Below are 18,597 nucleotides of genomic sequence, written 5' to 3'. Positions count from 1 at the left end.
GCCAGTGCATGAGTGTGGCTCGGTCTGTTAGTGCTCGCGGGCTGAACGCCTCGTTGCCTCGGCGCGTACACCCCGAGTCTATCGAACTCGTCTTCTACGAGTGACCTCGGTGGTACCTCTTTTCCAGGTGGGTTTCGAGCTTAGATGCGTTCAGCTCTTACCCCGTGTCGCGTGGCTTCTCGGCATCTGCCCTCTCGGACAACCGATACACCAGTGGCGACCATTCGTAGTTCCTCTCGTACTATACGAACGTTCCCGTCAGGTACCGTAACACCCCCAATAGATAGCAGCCGACCTGTCTCACGACGGTCTAAACCCAGCTCACGACCTCCTTTAATAGGCGAACAACCTCACCCTTGCCCGCTTCTGCACGGGCAGGATGGAGGGAACCGACATCGAGGTAGCAAGCCACAGGGTCGATATGTGCTCTTGCCTGTGACGACTCTGTTATCCCTAAGGTAGCTTTTCTGTCGTAAACCGGCCTCATGGAGAGGCCTGGTCCGTTCGCTAGACCACGCTTTCGCGTCAGCGTCACTCGTTGGGAATGACACTGTCAGACTTCCTTTTGCTCTTGCGCTCTTCCGCGGGTTCCCGACCCGCGTGAGGAAATCTTGGGGCGCGCTCGATATCTTTTCGAGCGCGTACCGCCCCAGTCAAACTGCCCGGCTACCGGTGTCCTCCGCCAGGAGTGAGGGTCGCAGTCACTAACGGGTAGTATTTCACGGATGCCTCGGTGGCCCGCTAGCGCGGGTACCTGTGTAACGGCTCCTACCTATCCTGCACGTTAGCGACCACGTCCCAGCGACAGCCTGCAGTAAAGCTCTATAGGGTCTTCGCTTCCCCTTGGGGGTCTCCAGACTCCGCACTGGAACGTACAGTTCACCGGGCCCAACGTTGGGACAGTGGCGCTCTCGTTGATCCATTCATGCAAGCCGCTACTGAAGCGGCAAGGTACTACGCTACCTTAAGAGGGTCATAGTTACCCCCGCCGTTGACGGGTCCTTCGTCCTCTTGTACGAGGTGTTCAGATACCCGCACTGGGCAGGATTCAGTGACCGTACGAGTCCTTGCGGATTTGCGGTCACCTATGTTGTTACTAGACAGTCGGAGCGCCCGAGTCACTGCGACCTGCCCCGTGGAGGGCAGGCATCCCTTATTGCGAACGTACGGGACTAATTTGCCGAATTCCCTAACGTCGGTTGCTCCCGTTGGCCTTGGCTTGCTCTGCCAGAGTACCTGTGTCGGATCTCGGTACGAATACCACGCTCGTCTTTTCACGGGCTCTGGATTGAGCTGACTTGCGCTGTCTCGACGTTCGCCCGCTTCGTGCCGTTACGGCTTCCACGGGCTTGGACGATTCGACCGGACGAAGGTCCGGCTCAGCCGACTCCAAAGCGTCGACTTTCAGTGCGTGGTAGCACTGGAATATTAACCAGTTACCCTTTCGTCCCGTTCGAATTACGGCGGGACTTAGGATCGGCTAACCCTCGGCTGATTGACAGTGCCGAGGAACCCTTACTCTTCAGGCCTTCGGGGTTCACACCCGAATATCGCTGCTACTGTGACCAGGATTTTCGTTCCCGTTCGGTCCACGCGAGCTCTCGCCCGAGCTTCCACCCAAACGGAACGCCAACCTACGGGATCGCGGTGTCAGCCGCGCCGCCAGGTCTCGGAGGTGGACTTGAGTCCCGATCATTTTGGGCGCCTCAAACCTCGGCCGGTAAGCTGTTACGCTTTTCTTAGAGGGTAGCTGCTTCTAAGCTCACCTCCCGGCTGTCTAGGGCTCGAGACTACCTTCAAATCACACTTAGTCCACACTTTGGGTCCTTAACCAGGCTCTGGGTTGTTCCCCTCATGGTGCCCAAGCTTACCCCGGGACACCGGACTCCCTGCTTCCGTGGCGTCCGTACGTTCGGAGTTCGACAGGGAGGCCGACTCCTCTCGGAGTCGGGTCTCCCAATCGGTGGCTCTACCGCACGGACTACCTCAGCAGAGGTCATGCTTCGACATGTTTCGGTTGGAACCAGCTGTTGCCGAGTTCGATGGGCCTTTCACCCCTACGCGCAGGTCACGGGAGGGTATTGTAGGACACCAACCCTAACGGGCTTCCACGCACCTTTCGGTGCGCTTCACCCTGCCCCCGCGTAGATCACTCGGTTTCGGGTCGTGTCCGTTCGACTCCCCGCGCTTGAACACGGTGGCCCTCGCGCAAAGCGCTGCGGCCGTATCGGTTTCCCTATGCCTTCCTCGATAATCGAGTTAGACTCGCCGAACAGACACACTCCCTGGTTCGTTTTTCAAAACGTACGACGGAACACCGGCTTCCCACGAGTCCTACAGGAGGCTCGCGCCTCGGTCGTTCCACGTGGGACCTTTCGTGCCCCGTCGCTCCATCGCCAACTGATTTCAGGCCCTATTGCACCGCCCTTCTCGGGGTGCTTTTCAGCGTTCGCTCACGCTACTTGTTCGCTATCGGTCTCGAGGAGTGTTTAGCCTTCCCAGTCGATGCCTGGGACATTCACGAGGGATATCCAACCCCCGCTACTCTGGGAACTGGTCCGCAGGTCGTGTCTACGGTACGGGGCTGTCGCCCTGTATCGCGCTCCGTTCCAGGAGACTTCTCGCAGTCACGAACTGCTTGATACCAGCCCGAACACCACATTGCCCGTGAGGGCTTCAGTTTGGGCTGCGTCGCGTTCACTCGCGGTTACTGACGACATCGCGGTTTGCGTTCTTTTCCTGCTCCTACTGAGATGTTTCAATTCGGAGCGTTCCCTATTGCGCAAGGCAATTGCGTTGAGGATTCCTATTAGGAGATCTCCGGTTCTTACCCTCCATGCGGGTCCCCGGAGCTTATCGCAGCTTGGCACGTCCTTCGTCGGCTCTCGAGCCGAGCCATCCACCAGCTGGCACAGTAGCCAATTGACTGATGATCACTGGTCCCGATGAACGGGTCCAGTGGGCGTCTGGATTGCACGTACACACGGTCTCATCACACGTCCACAGCCGTCTACTGCGGTCCGTGTTCGACCCTTCCCAACCACGCTCTCGCGGGATGGTGCATCGGTCTTGCTTCGGGATTCGTCGTTTCGTCGTCTCCCACTTAAGGGGAGCGGTTCGAACCGACGAACCCCGAGGACATGGACCCGCTGGGATTCGAACCCAGGGCATCCTCCTTGCAAAGGAGGCACTCTACCACTGAGCTACGGGCCCACCCCCGTCGGGGGGCGGTAAGCCTCGATGGTTCGAAGGTGCCCGGTCGGCGTCACGAGCCGGACCACAAAGGTGGGCCAGGGCGTCGCCCTGGTCCCGGTCAGTAGGAGGTGATCCAGCCGCAGATTCCCCTACGGCTACCTTGTTACGACTTAAGCCCCCTTGCGAAGCCCAGATTCGACTCCCCAACGGGAGCCTCATCCGGACCTCACTCGGGTGCTTTGACGGGCGGTGTGTGCAAGGAGCAGGGACGTATTCACCGCGCGCTTCTGACACGCGATTACTACCGAATCCAGCTTCATGTGGGCGGGTTTCAGCCCACAATCCGAACTACGACCGAGTTTGTGAGATTACCGTCCCCTCTCGGGGTAGGAACCCATTGTCTCGACCATTGTAGCCCGCGTGTAGCCCAGCTCATTCGGGGCATACTGACCTACCGTTGCCCGTTCCTTCCTCCGCCTTAGCGGCGGCAGTCTCCCTAATGTACCCAGCTACCACAAGGGTACTGCTGGCAATTAGGGACGCGGGTCTCGCTCGTTGCCTGACTTAACAGGACGCCTCACGGTACGAGCTGACGGCGGCCATGCACCTCCTCTCAGTAGGTCGAGTAAGCTCATCACACTGACCTTCATTCCTACTGTCGGAGCTGGTGAGATGTCCGGCGTTGAGTCCAATTAAACCGCAGGCTCCTCCGGTTGTAGTGCTCCCCCGCCAATTCCTTTAAGTTTCATCCTTGCGGACGTACTTCCCAGGCGGTCTGCTTCACGGCTTCCCTACGGCACAGCACTGGCTCGTAGCCAGTGCCACACCTAGCAGACATCGTTTACGGCTGGGACTACCCGGGTATCTAATCCGGTTCGAGACCCCAGCTTTCGTCCCTCACCGTCGGATCAGTCCTCCCGAGGTGCTTTCGCCATCGGCGGTCCGTCCAGGATTACGGGATTTCACTCCTACCCCGGACGTACCCCTCGGGTCTTCCTGTCCCAAGCCGAGCAGTTTCCGCCGGACGCCCACCAGTTGAGCTGGTGGATTTCCCGACGGACTTGCTCGGCCGGCTACGGACGCTTTAGGCCCAATAAAATCGGTCATCACTCGAGCTGCCGGTATTACCGCGGCGGCTGGCACCGGTCTTGCCCAGCTCTTGTTCCTGAACGGCCTTACCGTTCAGAAAAGCGAGGACTGTATGCCCTCGCACTCGGGGTCCCCTTATCGCACTGTCGTGCAGTGTAAAGGTTTCGCGCCTGCTGCGCCCCGTAGGGCCCGGAATCTTGTCTCAGATTCCGTCTCCGGGTTCTTGCTCTCACAACCCGTACCGATTATCGGCACGGTGGGCCGTTACCCCACCGTCTACCTAATCGGCCGCAGCCACATCCTACGGCGCCGGAGCGTTTCTGGTTCTCGGCGTTCCAGCGTGAGAACCGTATCCGGAATTAGCCTCAGTTTCCCGAGGTTATTCCGGTCCGTAGGGTAGTTTGGCCACGTGTTACGGAGCTATTCGCTACGAGTCTAAACTCGTGCAACTAGCATGGCTAAATCGGACCCCGATAGCAATGACCTCCGGCAGGATCAACCGGAATGTCGCTCCACGATGGAGCGGGGTGGCGGGAATCACGTCAAAGACGTGGTTCACCATTGCGTGGTCCGAGCTCGGTGACACCAACCGGGTGTCACCGAACCATCGAGGCTAACATCAGATACCGTCTTGCGGCGGACCGCAGGGGCGGAATCCTCATTTCTTGCGGATATCAACGTACTCCGAGAAGGGACTTAAGCCCTTCGGAGTGCGTCGACGAGGCGAACCCGGCCGGGGTGAACCGGCCGGCGGTTCGCGTTGTGTCGTTCGCATCCAATCCGAATGCCCTGATACACTTAAGGACACCGGAACGCGTCCGACCCCACCCCGACGGGGTGTGTCGGTCGCACGTATCGTTCCAGTTGCCTCGTATACTTAAGGGCAGTGGATTCGATCTGCGACATCGCCCCGAAGGGGCGTGCCGTGCCGCACGGACGCGCCGTGCGACCTTCGCATTTCTTCGAATGGCAGGGTTACGTAAAAGCCCGTCGTTTCGGGTCGGCTCCGTCATGCGGTTTCATGGGGGGCGTACTCATGCACGACCGTGTACTACTGCCCAGTACGCACGGCCCCGGCTGCCCGAACGCTGGGCGGGCGCGACCCGGTCGAGTGCGTGGCGGTCGGGCAAGGGCGCGTGGTGCGAAAGAACGGTGACGACGACCGACGGTTCAGCTCTCGAGGTGTTCGATGCCTTGCTTCGAGACGTTCGCCTCGGTGATCTCGTCCGGCATCCAGTCGGGTTTGTTGTCGGGAGCGGTCTCGCGCCAGGCCCACCCCTCGTAGATGTGGACCTTGTCGCTCCCCTTCTCGCGGAGTCGGAGTTCGACTCGCTCGGCTTCCTCTTCGGATGTGCCCGGTTCGAGGCGGCGCGCCGCCTTCAGGGCGGCCTGCCGGGGAGTGTTTCCCGAGAACACGCTATCCTCTGCTCCGTTGGCGTTGCGCAACGCGAAGTTCCGCTTACCGTCCTCACGTACCATGGTTTTTCCTCCGTGTGAGGCCAACACACACTCTGTTATAATATATCGGGGAAACGAGGGCTATCTGAAGGAAGATTTTATACTATCGTCGTCGCGGCGGGCGGTTTTGGGGGGTCGACCGCGCGGAGACGCGGCTGTTTCGACCAGTATTCGGTCGCGCGCGCCGGGCGACACCGGGTAGCGTAAACAACACTTATGTATCTCGTGCGGCGAATCCCCGGGTAACGAACGCGATGGTCCGGAAAAAGACGCTCAGTCCGAGTGGCGCCAAAGACGAGAACGGCGAGTACCACAACGTCCACGTGAACCTCCACGAGGACGAACTCGCCGTCGCGGGCCTCGAGATCGGCGACGAGGTGTTCGTCCGCGTCCGCGACGGGAAGATCATCATCCAGAAGGCCGACCCGGACGAGGTCGAGCACGACTTCTGACCCCTTCTCACCCCGCGTTTTCATACCCCCGCGAGCCGTGCGTCCGGTCGATGCGGGCCTACGACCTCCTGAAGCCGGCGCTGTTCGCGCTCCCCCCCGAGACCGTTCACGAGGCGACCCAGCGGGCGATGCGTGCCGCACAGGGGACGCCGGTCGAGTCCGCCCTCCGGGACCGGTACGTCGTCGAGGACCCGCGACTCGCCACCGAAGCGTTCGGTCTCCCGCTCGCGAACCCCGTCGGCGTCGCCGCCGGATTCGACAAGAACGCGCGCGTCCCGCGTCTGCTCGCCGCGCTCGGGTTCGGGCACGTCGAGGTCGGCGGCGTCACGGCCGAACGGCAGCCGGGGAACCCCCGGCCGCGGCTGTTCCGCCTCCCCGAGGACCGGGCGCTGGTGAACCGCATGGGGTTCAACAACGACGGCGCGGACGCGGTCGGCGCGCGCATGGCCGCGGAGCCGCTTCCGGACGTTCCGGTCGGCCTCAACGTCGGCAAGTCGAAGTCCACGCCGCTGTCCGAGGCGGCCGACGACTACCGCTACACGTACGAGCGCGTGGGCGCGCACGCTGACTACGTGGTCGTGAACGTCTCCAGCCCGAACACGCCCGGCCTCCGGTCGCTCCAGAACCGCGACTCGCTCGAGGCTATCCTCGGCGCGCTCGGAGACGCCGGTGCGGCCCCGCTGTTGGTGAAGCTCTCCCCCGACCTCCCCGAACGGGCGGTGGAGGAGGCGCTCGCGGTCGTCGACGACCTGGGGCTCGACGGCGTCATCGCGACGAACACGACGACGGAGCGCCCCGCGAGCCTGCGGAGCCACAACCGGGCCGAGCGGGGCGGCCTCTCCGGCGCGCCCATCGAGGCGCACGCGACGTCGCTCGTCCGGTTCATCGCCGAGCGGACGGACGTGCCCGTCGTCGGCGTCGGCGGCGTCTCCGACGCGCGCGGCGCCTACCGGAAGCTCCGCGCGGGCGCGAGCGCGGTCCAACTGTACACCGGACTGATCTACGAGGGTCCGAGCCTCGCGCGCGACATCAACGAGGGACTGCTCGACCTGCTGGAGCGCGACGGGTTCGACTCCGTGACCGACGCGGTCGGCGCGGACCTCCGGTAACCCCGCCGAGGAGCGCGCTGACGACCTGGAGGGCGGAGACGAGCCCCGACGCGACGCCCGCGACGACGAACGGCGGCCGCCGCACGAGCCCGTTCACGTCGTCCCCGCGAGCGAGGAACGTCCCGAACACCGCGGCGAGCGGCGGTCCGCCGAGCGAGAGGGCGCGTCTATCCATCTCGACCGGCTCGGGGGAGCCGAACGAGAGAGCGCGGTCGACCGTCCGTCACTCGCGGTCGTCGTGAACGATGACGACGGCGTCCTCGGTCTCCAGCAGTTCGCCCGCGCCCGAGTACTGCCGCTCGCGTTCGACGTCGAACAGGTCGGGGCCGAGCGTCTCGCCGGCGACGTGGAGTTCCCCGTCGGCTATCTCGTACTCGCCCCGCGCGATACCGGCCTCGATGTCCCCCACCTTCGACCCGAACTCGGGGCCGACCTGCGCGTAGTCGAGGTCGATGCCGGTCACGACCGTCTCGACTTCCGGCTCCTCGTCGAGGACGTCGAGGTCCGCGACGTTCATCACGCCCCTGACGTCGGCCGCGAACGACGCGACGTCCCCCTCGCCGTACACCTCGACCGACGCGAGTTCGGCGTTGAGCGGGAGGCCCCGCTCGCTCTTGTACCGGCGGAGCGCACCGACGACGGCCATCGCAGTCCGGCCGGCCGTGCGGTCGGCCCCGACACCCAGCGGCTCCGGCCAGTCCGTCCGGTGGACCGACCCGCCGTCGGCGACCCCCGCCTCGGCGTAGAGGTCCTGCCAGAGCTCCTCGGTCTCGTGGGCGAGGAACGGGGCGAACAGTTTGAGGAACCGGCGGTGTGCGACCCGGAGCGTGTACTGCGCCGCGGGGTCGCCGTCGTCGGCCTCCCGAACTCTGGTCTTGGCGACTTCGAGGTAGTCGTCACAGAACGTGTGCCAGAAGAAGCTCCGCAGGCCGTCGCGGGCCTTCGAGAACGCCCGCTCCTCGAACCGCTCCGTGGCGCGGGTCACCTCGGCGTCGAGTTCCGCCAGCAGCCAGCGGTCGAGCGCGCGCAGGTCCCCGTGCGCGACGTCGGGGTCCGCCTCCGGCGTGAGCGAGTCGACGAGTTTGGAGGCGTTCCACAGCTTCTGCATCAGCTTCTCGCCCGCGCGCAGCCCCTTCTCCTGGTACGGCAGGTCGTCGCCGACGGCGCTCCCGGTCGCCCAGAAGCGGGCGGCGTCGACGGGGTACTCCGCGAGCACCTCGCCGGGGGTGACGACGTTCCCCTTCGACTTCGACATCTTCTCGCGGTTCTCGTCGAGTACCATCCCGTTGACCATCACGGAGTCGAACGGCGTCTCGCCGGTGTGCTCGTAGCACTTGACGACCGTGTGGAACAGCCAGAAGCTGATGATGTCGTGGCCCTGCGGGCGGACGTCCATCGGGTAGAGTTCCGGCCGCCCGATATCGAACGTCTCGCGCTCCTCGTCCCAGTCCCACCCGCTGTTGATGAGCGGCGTCAGACTGGAGGTGGCCCACGTGTCGAGCACGTCGTCCTCGGGGACGAACTCGTCGCCCCCGCACTCGGGGCAACTGTCGACCGGCGGGTCGTCCGACAGGGGGTCGACCGGCAGGGCCTCGCGCTCGGCGAACACCGGTTCGTCGCAGTCCCCGCAGTACCAGACGGGGAACGGGATGCCGGACGAGCGCTGCCGGGAGATGAGCCAGTCCCACTGGAGCCCCTCGATCCAGTGTTTGTACCGCGTGAACATCTTCTCCGGGTACCAGTCCATCTCCCGGCCGGCCGCGAGGTACTCCTCGGTCCGGTCGAGCAGTTTCACGTACCACTGCTCGGTGACGAGGAACTCGACGGGCGTCCCGCACCGCTCGTGGACGTTCACCGTGTGCGTGATGGCGCGGCGGTCCAGCAGCGCGCCCGCCTCCTCGAGGTCCGCGACGATGGCCTCGCGCGCCTCCGCGGAGTGGAGTCCCTCGTACTCGTCCGCGACGCCGGTCATGTGGCCGGACTCGTCGATGGCGATGCGGAGGTCCAGGTCGTGCGCCTGGTACCACTCGATGTCGGTCTGGTCGCCGAACGTACAGCACATCACGACGCCGGACCCCGTCTCCATGTCGACCCGGTCGTCGGCGATGACGGGGACGCGCTGGCCGAACAGCGGCACCTCGGCCTCCTCGCCGACGAGGTACTGGTTCGCCTCGTCGTCCGGGTGGACGAAGACGGCGACGCACGCCGGGAGCAGTTCGGGGCGGGTCGTCGAGATGGTGAACGTCTCGTCCTCCTCCTCGGCGCTCCCCGCGCCCTCCGACCGGCGGAGGGTGAACGCGATGTCGTGGAAGTGGCTGTCCCGCTCGTCGTCCTCGGTCTCGACCTGCGAGATGGCCGTCTCGCACTCGGGACACCAGATGGCCGGCGCCTTCTCCCGGTACTCGCGACCCTGCTCGTACAGGTCGAGGAAGGAGAGCTGCGAGATGCGCTGGACCCGCGGCTCGATGGTCCGGTACGTCTCGTTCCAGTCGATGGAGACGCCGAGTTCCTGCATCTCCTCGGTGAACTCCGCCTCGTACTCCCGGCAGACCTCGCGGCACTTCTGCTGGAACTCCCGGCGCTCGAAGTCCTGGTGACGGATGCCGAGTTCCTCCTCGGTCAGCCGCTCGGAGGCGATGCCGTTGTCGTCGTAGCCGAACGGGAAGAACACCTCCTCGCCGTGCATGCGGTTGAACCGGGCGACGGTGTCCTGGAGGATGGTACCGTACACGTGACCCCAGTGGAGACTCCCCGATACGGTCGGCGGCGGGGTGTCGATGGAGAAGACAGTGTTCGGGTCCGCCGCCGCGTCCTCGTCGTACGCGTAGGTGTCGGTCTCGACCCACCGCCGCTGCCACTTCGGCTCGACGGTGTCGGGGTCGTAGTCTCCACTGGGCATTCCGGTGGGTAGTTCCCCCGAGCGGCTGTTAAACGACTCGATTGTTCGGGAGCGCCTGCCACGCCGCGCTCGGGCCGTCCGCTCCCGTCGCTTCTCGTCTCCCGCCGCCCGGAGCGTTCGCCCGACCCTGCCAACCGTTATCACCGTACCGGCCGAGCGACGACGCGTATGCACACCGCAGTCGTCGCCGGCGTCGGTCCCGGCCTCGGGGAGTCTATCGCCCGCACGTTCGCGGCCGAGGGCTGTTCGCTCGGCCTGCTCGCGCGCAGCGAGTCGTACATCGACGGCCTCGCGGACGACCTGCCGACGGAGGCGGCGGCCGTCCCGACGGACCTCGCCGACCCGGCCGACATCGAGGCGGCGTTCGAGGCGGTCCGGGAGCGCCTGGGCCCGGTCGACGTGCTCGTGAACCACGCGAGCGCCGCCGGCTGGACGGGCCTGCTCGACACCGACCGCGAGGCGTTCGACCGGGCGTACGAGGTGGGGCCGCGGGCGGGCTTCCTCTGCTCGCGCGAGGCGGTCCGCGACATGCTCGACGGCGACGGGGGTACGGTAATCTTCACCGGCGCGACCACGTCCGTGCGCGGGCGCGAGAACGCCGTCGGCTTCTCGATGGCGAAGTTCGGCACGCGCGGCCTCGCCGAGTCGATGGCGCGCGAACTCGGCCCGGCGGGCGTCCACGTCGCGCACGTCGTCCTCGACGGCGGCATCCGCCCCCCGGGCGAGGAGGTGGAGACCCCCGAGGAGTACCTCGACCCGGACGCCGTCGCCGAGAGCTACTGGCACCTCGTCGAACAGGACCGGAGCGCGTGGACGCTGGAACTGGACCTCCGGCCGCACGTCGAGGAGTTCTGAGCGGTCCGCCGGTCCGGGACGGCGACGTGTGCGAGTGGGAACGCCGCTCCTGCGCCGCCCCACTCGCTCGCGGGAGTGAGCGGGGCGCGCGAACGACGGTCCCGGCCGTATGTTGCACGCAACCCAGTACTGATTAGTGAGTCGACACTACCGGTATCCTCGTTCGGGTTCCGGTGTCAACGCCCGTGTAAGACAGGTTTATGTTCGGCAGACGTCGGGGTTGAGGGAACTAGATGTCAACGTCAGACGCTCACGGCGGCTTCGAGAACATACGCGAAGAGGTCGAGGGGCACCCGATGCTGAACCTCTGGGAGTACGTCCGCCCGTACTGGCGGCGGCTCAGTGCGGGCGTCGTCGCGGCGGTGGTCATGCGGGTCGCGCGACTCGTTCCGGTCTTCGTCATCGCGGCGGCGATCGACCGCGTGATCACCCAGACCGGCAGGCCGGGTATCCTCGCCGACCTCGGACTGTTGACGAGCCGGTCCATCGCCGAGGCGTCGGCCGCCGGTCGCCTCGACCTGCTGTACCGGCTCTGCCTGCTGGCGGCCGGCGCGTACGTTCTCCAGTCGGTCGCGCAGTTCGCCACCCGCTACCTGTTCAAGACGGCCGCACAGGAGATTCAACACGACCTCAGACACGACACGTACGACCACATGCAGCGCCAGTCGCTCGGCTTCTTCAACGACCACCAGACGGGCGCGATGATGTCGGTCATCAACTCCGACATCAACCGGCTGGAGAACTTCTTCAACGGCGAGATCCGGATGATCGTCCGCGCCATCGTCATGTTCGTCGCCGTCGGCGCGTACATGGTCTACCTCGCTCCCGGGCTGGCGCCCATCGCGCTCGCCCCGATGCCGGTGCTGGCGCTCGTGACGGCGAAGTTCATCGTCTGGATCGAACCGAAGTACAAACACATCCGGGAACTCGTCGCACGACTCAACACGCGCCTCTCGAACAACCTCGGCGGCGCGGCGGTCATCAAGTCGTTCGACCGGTACGACATCGAGTCCGAGCGCGTGACCGACCAGAGCGGTGAGTACCGCGACGAGAAGATCGAGGCCATCACCGTCCGGCGCGTCTTCTTCTCCTCGCTCCGGCTGATAATCGGGACGACGTTCGTCCTCATCCTCCTCTTCGGGGGGCAGAGCGCCATCACGGGCGGGCTCTCGGCGGGGTCGTTCGCGGTGTTCTTCATGCTGTTGCGCAGGCTCGACGGCCCGATGACCCGGATCGGCAAGACCGCGAACAAGTACCAGAAGGCCCAGTCGAGCGCCGAACGGGTGTTCGGCATCCTCGGTCACGACCCGACGATCACCTCGCCGGACGACGCCTACGCCCCCGACGAGATAGAGGGGACCGTCGAGTTCGACGACGTGGTGTTCAGCTACGGGGACCACGACGAGGTCATCCTCGACGGCGTGAGCCTCGACGTCCCCGCGGGCGCGACGGTCGGACTGGCGGGAACGAGCGGGTCGGGCAAGTCCACCCTGCTCAAGCTCCTCTCGCGCTTCTACGACGTGGACGAGGGGTCGGTCAGCGTCGACGGCGTCGACGTCCGCGAGTTCGACCTCCAGCGACTCCGCGACGAGGTCAGCGTCGTCGAACAGGACCCGTACATGTTCTCCGGGACCATCTACGAGAACGTCGCGTACGGCGACCGGGCCATCTTCCGGGCGCTGTACGACTCCGAGGACGACACCGTCCCCGAGTGGGCCGACGCGCGCGTTCGCGAGGCCGCCGAGGCCGCGGGGGCCGCGGAGTTCATCGAGGGGCTTCCCGACGGCTTCGACACGCAGGTCGGCGAGCGCGGCGTGAAACTCTCGGGTGGACAGCGCCAGCGCGTCTCTATCGCGCGGGCGTTGCTCAACGACCCCGCGATCATCGTCCTCGACGAGGCGACGTCGGACGTCGACACGGAGACCGAGGAGATAATCCAGCGGAACCTGGAACGACTCGTCGAGGACCGAACCGCCTTCGTCATCGCCCACCGCCTCTCGACGATACGGGACGCCGACCGCATCGTCGTCATGGAGGACGGGGAGATCATCGAGACGGGGACGCACACCGCACTCGTCGGGAACGACGAGGGGACGTACGCGACGCTCTGGAACTCCCAGGCGAGCATGAGTACCCAACCGACGAGCGCGGACGACTAGCCCGCCACGGCCGCTCCCGACGGGTGAGGACGGCCGCCGCTCGCGCGGACGCGGTCGCTCCCGACCACCCGGTGGGCGTGCTCCCGCGTCGAACGACTACGCGCTCGCGTCGCCTGACATGACCCGGAAGGAAAGGTCTATCCGCGAAAGCGCCCCGACTACTACACAGCCACCGACGCGGTCCCCGGGCGCGAGCAGGACCCCCCGCCGGGGACCCGTCAGTCACACCGGGCACCCACTACTCACCAATGAAGGTCGCAGACGCAGTCCCCGAGTTCGCAGACGCCTTCGGCTTCGAGGAGTTCAACCGGATGCAGCGCGAGGCGCTCCCGGCCGTCGTCGAACGCGACGAGAACGTCGTCGCCGCCGCCCCCACCGCGTCCGGGAAGACCGCGCTCGCGGAACTCGCCATCTGCGAGACGCTCCGCGCGGGCGGCACCGCGCTGTTCGTCGCGCCGCTGCGCGCGCTGACGAACGAGAAGGAGGCCGAGTGGGAGCGGTTCGAGGACCTGGGCTACACCGTCTACGTCGTCACGGGCGAACGCGACCTCAACCCCCGCCGGGCCGAGCGGGCGGACATCCTCGTGATGACGCCCGAGAAGGCCGACTCGGCGACGCGGAAACACGAGTCGGCCCGCTACGGCTTCATCACGGACGTCTCCTGTTGCGTCATCGACGAGGTCCACCTGCTCGACTCCGAGCGGCGCGGCGCGGTGCTCGAGGTCACCGTCTCGCGGCTGCGCCGCATCTGTGACCCGCGGGTCGTCGCGCTCTCGGCGACGATGCCGAACGTGGGCGACGTGGCCGAGTGGCTCGACGCGCCGCCCGAGACCACGTTCCAGTTCGGCGACGAGTACCGCCCCGTCGACCTCGAGACCGGCGTCAAGACGTACACGCACGGCGAGAACTCCTTCGCCGACAAGTACCGGCGGCTCTACCGCGCGCTCGACCTGGCGGAACCGCACGTCCGCGACGGCGGGCAGTCGCTCGTGTTCGTCTCCTCCCGGCAGGACACCGTGATGGCCGCGAAGAAGGCGCGCGACGAACTCGCGGAGCGGGACGTCCCCATCGGCGCGCGCGGCGACTACGACTTCCACACCGAGGCCGCGGAGTTGAACAACGAGACGCTCCGCAAGTCCGTCCCGGACGGCGTCGCGTTCCACCACGCGGGACTCTCGAAGCACGACCGGGACAAGGTGGAAGAGTGGTTCAAGCGGGGGAAGGTGCAACTGCTCTTCTCCACCTCGACGCTCGCGTGGGGCGTCAACCTCCCCGCGCGCTGCGTCGTCATCCGCGACACGAAACACCACGACCCGCTGGAGGGCGAGGTGGACGTCTCCCCGCTCGACGTGCTCCAGATGCTCGGACGCGCCGGTCGCCCGGGGTACGACGACGTGGGGTACGGCTGGGTGGTCTGCGACCGTGCGGACGCCGACCGGTACCGCCGCCTGCTCCGGGAGGGCAAGGAGATCGAGTCGCGGCTGGCGGCCGAAATCGAGTCACACCTGAACGCCGAGATAGCGCTCGGCACCATCACCGGACTCGAGGACGTGATGGACTGGCTGGAGACCACCTTCTACTACGTCCGCGCCCGCTCGAAGCCCGAGGAGTACGACTTCGAGGGCGTGCGCGACCGGGTGCGCGCGACGCTCGACTCGCTCGTCTCGCGCGGGTTCGTCACCACGGACGCGGACCTCGCCGTCGCGGGCACGCCGCTCGGACGGCTCACCTCGAAGTACTACCTCAGGCTCGACACCGCCGAGCGGTTCCGGCGGCTGGCGGACCGCGAGACGGTCGACGAGGACGCGGTATTGCGCGCCGTCGCGGACGCGGCCGAGTTCGACTCCGTCTCCGCGCGCGCGTCCGAGGCGGACGCGGTCGACCGCGTGCTCTCGGGAACTTCGACGGACCTCGAAGGGGGCAACAGGAAGGTGTTCGCCATCCTCCGGGCCGCCGTCGGCGGGACGACGCCGTCGGACCTCCGCTCGGACGCGTGGGTCATCAGGCAGAACGCGCTCCGACTACTGGGCGCGCTCCGGGAATTCCTCGGCGAGTTCGCCGGGGGGCGGGCCGCGAACCTCGCGGCGCGGACCCGCGCCCGCGTCGAACACGGCGTGCCCGCAGACGCCGTCGGGCTGACCGCCATCGAGGGCGTCGGGTCGGGCCGCGCGGAGAGTCTCGCCGCGGGCGGCGTGACCGCCCCCGGCGACGTCGTCGCGGCCGGCACCTCCGAACTCGTCCGCGCGGGCCTCTCGGAGGGCGTCGCCGAACGCGTCGTGCGTCAGGCGCGCGGTCTCCCGCGCACGACGGTCGAGTGGGGGACGTTCCCGGACAGCATCGGGACCGCAGAGAACGACGTGCGCGAGGTGACGGTGCGCAACCGCGGCGGCGGCGCGCGCGCCGGCGTCCGCGTGACGGCGAACGGCGTCGAGATGCACGCGAAGACGCTGTACCTGAGCGGCGAGACGACGGTCCCCGTCGGCGTGTTCGGCCCGCCCGGGGAGAGCGAGGTGGAGTACGCCGTCGAGGTGGTCTACCCGGAACTCCCGCTGCTCCCGGAGCGCGACTCGCGCATCGTCCGGGTGGCCTGACGCACCGCCGCGAACAGGTCCTCGGGCGACTCGGCCACCTCGTCGGCCGCCGAGAGGTCCGTGTCGGCGTTGTGGTCGTCGCGGTAGGCGACCACGTACGCGCCGGCGGCGCTGCCCGCGCGTACGCCGTTCTCGGAGTCCTCGACGACGACGGCGCTCGCCGGGTCGCCCCCCAGGTCGGCGATGGCCGCCTCGTAGACGCCCGGGTCGGGCTTGCCCGGCCCGTCGAACTCCTCGGCCGAGCGGACGAGGTCGAACGAGAGGTCGAACCGGTCGAGTACCGTCTCGATCCACTCGCGCGGCGAGGAGGAGACGAGCGCGACCGGCACCCCCTCCTCGCGGAGGCCGGCGACGAAGTCGCGCGCGCCCGGGAGCAACTGGACCTCCTCGCCGTAGATGGTCTCGGCCGTCTCGTCGTAGACGTCGACGAACTCCGCCTCGCTCACGGTCACGTCGTACTCCGCGTCGAGGTACGCGTGTATCTCCCGGTAGTTCATCCCCGTCACCTCGTCGAGGTCCGGGTGCTCGCCGTCGAGCACCGCGGGGAAGATGCGCTCGCGCTCGGCCGGGTGCCAGTAGTCCTCGGAGTCCACCAGCACGCCGTCCATGTCGAAACAGACCACCGGTCGGGCGTCGGTCGCGGCGTCGGAGTCGAAATCGGAGTCGGAGTCGGGCACACCGGCCCTGCACGGCCACGCCGCATAACTCCGGAGGGTCGAGTGCGCTCGCGCGGCCGGTCCGAAACCCTGCCGAAGGGCGCTACTCACTGGTACTATCAGTTCAGGACGGTCGGCGGCGTACGTACGGTCGAGATGTCGGCACGTGTCACCGAGCAGTCGGCGAGCGGCGAGACGCGAATGAAGGCGGTCGTGGCCGCGAGGTACGGGTCACCCGACGTCCTGCGTGTCGAGGAGGTGGCGAAACCGACGCCCGCGGACGACGAGGTGCTGGTCCGCGTCCGCGCGACGACGGTCGGGCCGCCGGACTCGGCCTTCCGGGAGGGGAAGCCGTTCCTCGTGCGGTTCTTCGGCGGTCTCAGGCGACCCGAATCCGTCCTCGGAGACGTGTTCGCCGGAGACGTCGCGGCGGTCGGCGCGGCCGTCACGCGGTTCGCCGCGGGCGACGCGGTGTTCGGGACGACCGCCCCCGAGAGCGGCGCACACGCCGAGTACGTCTGCGTCCCCGAGACCGGGGCGCTGGCACCGAAACCCCCCGCCGCGACGTACGAGGAGGCCGCCGCCGTCTGCGAGGGGGGGCTCACCGCGATGGGATTCCTCCGGGACGTCGCGGCCGTCCGGCCCGGTCAGTCGGTCCTCGTCAACGGCGCGTCGGGTGCGGTCGGGACGCTCGCCGTCCAACTCGCCAAGCGGTTCGGGGCGGAGGTCACTGGCGTCTGCGGCCCCGCGAACGTGGACCTGGTGAGGTCGCTCGGCGCGGACAGTGTCGTCGACTACACGACCACCGACTTCACCGAGACCGGACGGACGTACGACGTGATATTCGACGTGGTGGCCAAGAGTTCCTACGCCCGGTGCAGGGACTCGCTCGCGCCGGGCGGGGTCTACCTGACGACCGCCCCGTCGGCCGGAGTCCTCCTCCGGATGGGGTGGACGAAGCTGTTCGGGGGCAAACGGGCGGTCTTCGCGGCCACCGGACTGCGGTCGCCGAGCCAGAAGCGGGACCACCTCGCGTTCCTCGGTGACCTCGTCGAAGCGGGAGAACTGCGCGCGGTCATCGGCAGGCGCTACCCGCTCGACGCCATCGCGGAGGCGCACCGCTACGTCGACACCGGCCACAAGCGCGGCAGCGCCGTCGTCACGGTGGCGTGAGGAGAGAGTAGAAGGAGGTCGCGCGTCGTCGCGCAGGCGACGAGGAGTGTGCTCAGATTCAAACCGGATGCCGGGACCACACGCCCTGTGCCGCAGACCCTCCGCGTCTTCGCCGGCGACTGCACCACCGAGTTCGACGCCCCCCGCGGGGAGCGGACCCAGCGCGGGCGGGTGGTCGCACTCGCGAAACCCGACCGGACCCTGCTCGTCCACGACCGGGCGGGCTACCAGCCCGTCGCGTGGCTCACGCGCCCGGAGAGCCTGACCGTCGAGGCGGACGACGAGGGGTTCGCGCTCACGGCGCGCGACGGCGAGCGGGCGCTCCGCGTCCGCTCGCACGGCCCCGGCCGGCGCGCCACGTTCCCCGTCACCGACGCGGGCGTTCCCGTGGGCGACTGTCCGGACTGCGGTGCGCCGCTCGTGCGCGCGAGCGGCGACGTGGTCTGTACGGGCTGTGAGGACCGTTACGGGCTCCCGGCGGGCGCGAGCGTTCTGGACGGCCGAGCGTGCGGCGACTGCGGCCTGCCGCTGATGCGGGTCGCGCGCGGCGAGGTGTTCGAACTGTGTATCGACTACGCCTGCGAGTCGCTGACCGACGCCGTGGAGACGGCGCTCGACCGCCGGTTCGACTGCCCCGACTGCGGACGCGACCTGCGCGTCCGCGAGCACCGAGGACGGACGTTCCTCGGCTGCGACGGCTACCCCGACTGCGAGACGGCGTTCTCGATTCCCGCGGGCGAACTCGCCGGCACGTGCACCTGCGGGCTCCCGCTGTTCGAGACGGGGAGCGACGTCCGCTGTCTCGACGGCACCTGCGACCGCGGACACGACGCCACCGCCGGACCGTGAGCGGGCCGAGGGTGGACCGGACGGAGACCGGGCGTCGGCCGCCACCGACGGACCGTGCGAGCGTCGACGCTTCGAGCCGGGACCGGTGCGCATAAACGCGGACCGACCTCGA

Annotated in this window: 10 protein-coding genes, 1 tRNA gene and 2 rRNA genes; 7 read left to right on the top strand and 6 right to left on the bottom strand. The window is 67.1% G+C overall.

The features are described from left to right. Window positions 1-9: 9 nt before the first annotated feature. The 4 genes from AC6RUA_RS08935 to AC6RUA_RS08920 form a co-directional block, all read right to left on the bottom strand. A 23S ribosomal RNA gene (locus tag AC6RUA_RS08935) occupies window positions 10-2,927 on the bottom strand. Window positions 2,928-3,141: 214 nt separating this feature from the next. Beyond that, window positions 3,142-3,213, bottom strand: a tRNA-Ala gene (locus tag AC6RUA_RS08930). A gap of 105 nt (window positions 3,214-3,318) precedes the next feature. After that, window positions 3,319-4,790: ribosomal RNA gene (locus AC6RUA_RS08925) — 16S ribosomal RNA — on the bottom strand. The 16S and 23S rRNA genes sit together here with 1 tRNA gene alongside, the layout of an rRNA operon. A 664-nt stretch (window positions 4,791-5,454) precedes the next feature. Next, on the bottom strand, window positions 5,455-5,763 hold the full coding sequence (locus AC6RUA_RS08920; RefSeq protein ID WP_499812673.1) for a non-histone chromosomal MC1 family protein: 309 nt from the start codon (window positions 5,761-5,763) through the stop codon (window positions 5,455-5,457). A 233-nt stretch (window positions 5,764-5,996) separates the two neighbouring features. On the opposite strand from AC6RUA_RS08920, the gene AC6RUA_RS08915 reads away from it, so the two are divergent. Further along, the gene (locus AC6RUA_RS08915; RefSeq protein WP_277555721.1) at window positions 5,997-6,194 is read left to right on the top strand and encodes an AbrB/MazE/SpoVT family DNA-binding domain-containing protein; all 198 of its coding nucleotides are present in this window, start codon (window positions 5,997-5,999) and stop codon (window positions 6,192-6,194) included. 50 nt (window positions 6,195-6,244) lie between these two features. Beyond that, window positions 6,245-7,303, top strand: a complete 1,059-nt coding sequence (locus AC6RUA_RS08910; protein WP_499812672.1) for a quinone-dependent dihydroorotate dehydrogenase — start codon at window positions 6,245-6,247, stop codon at window positions 7,301-7,303. A 223-nt stretch (window positions 7,304-7,526) separates the two neighbouring features. Here AC6RUA_RS08910 and AC6RUA_RS08905 read toward each other — a convergent pair whose 3' ends face one another. Further along, window positions 7,527-10,202, bottom strand: coding sequence for a valine--tRNA ligase (locus AC6RUA_RS08905; RefSeq protein ID WP_499812671.1), 2,676 nt, complete (start codon window positions 10,200-10,202; stop codon window positions 7,527-7,529). A 168-nt stretch (window positions 10,203-10,370) separates the two neighbouring features. Here AC6RUA_RS08905 and AC6RUA_RS08900 point away from each other — a divergent pair, with 168 nt between their 5' ends. The 3 genes from AC6RUA_RS08900 to AC6RUA_RS08890 all read left to right on the top strand — a co-directional run bounded on the left by AC6RUA_RS08900 (window position 10,371) and on the right by AC6RUA_RS08890 (window position 15,807). Further along, complete coding sequence (locus tag AC6RUA_RS08900; RefSeq protein ID WP_499812670.1) at window positions 10,371-11,057, top strand: SDR family NAD(P)-dependent oxidoreductase; 687 nt, start codon at window positions 10,371-10,373, stop codon at window positions 11,055-11,057. A gap of 233 nt (window positions 11,058-11,290) precedes the next feature. Continuing rightward, entirely contained in the window at window positions 11,291-13,216 is a 1,926-nt protein-coding gene (locus AC6RUA_RS08895; protein ID WP_499812669.1) for an ABC transporter ATP-binding protein, read from the top strand. A gap of 248 nt (window positions 13,217-13,464) precedes the next feature. Further along, on the top strand, window positions 13,465-15,807 hold the full coding sequence (locus AC6RUA_RS08890; RefSeq protein ID WP_499812668.1) for a DEAD/DEAH box helicase: 2,343 nt from the start codon (window positions 13,465-13,467) through the stop codon (window positions 15,805-15,807). Here AC6RUA_RS08890 and AC6RUA_RS08885 read toward each other — a convergent pair. Then, on the bottom strand, window positions 15,750-16,415 hold the full coding sequence (locus AC6RUA_RS08885) for an HAD family hydrolase (RefSeq protein WP_499815428.1): 666 nt from the start codon (window positions 16,413-16,415) through the stop codon (window positions 15,750-15,752). The genes AC6RUA_RS08890 and AC6RUA_RS08885 overlap by 58 nt on opposite strands. A 204-nt stretch (window positions 16,416-16,619) precedes the next feature. Here AC6RUA_RS08885 and AC6RUA_RS08880 point away from each other — a divergent pair, with 204 nt between their 5' ends. Together AC6RUA_RS08880 and AC6RUA_RS08875 are read left to right on the top strand one after the other, a co-directional pair. Continuing rightward, window positions 16,620-17,636: an NAD(P)-dependent alcohol dehydrogenase gene (locus AC6RUA_RS08880; protein WP_499812667.1), complete on the top strand. Its 1,017-nt coding sequence runs from the start codon at window positions 16,620-16,622 to the stop codon at window positions 17,634-17,636. 87 nt (window positions 17,637-17,723) lie between these two features. Continuing rightward, window positions 17,724-18,485 (top strand): topoisomerase DNA-binding C4 zinc finger domain-containing protein, encoded by a 762-nt coding sequence (locus tag AC6RUA_RS08875; protein WP_499812666.1) that lies wholly within the window; start codon window positions 17,724-17,726, stop codon window positions 18,483-18,485. Window positions 18,486-18,597: the final 112 nt, after the last annotated feature.

The sequence above is a fragment of the Halorarum sp. SLYT50 genome, assembly GCF_059821265.1.
Note: the sequence above shows the minus strand (reverse complement) of the source record. Positions and strands in the feature narration are given on the sequence as shown.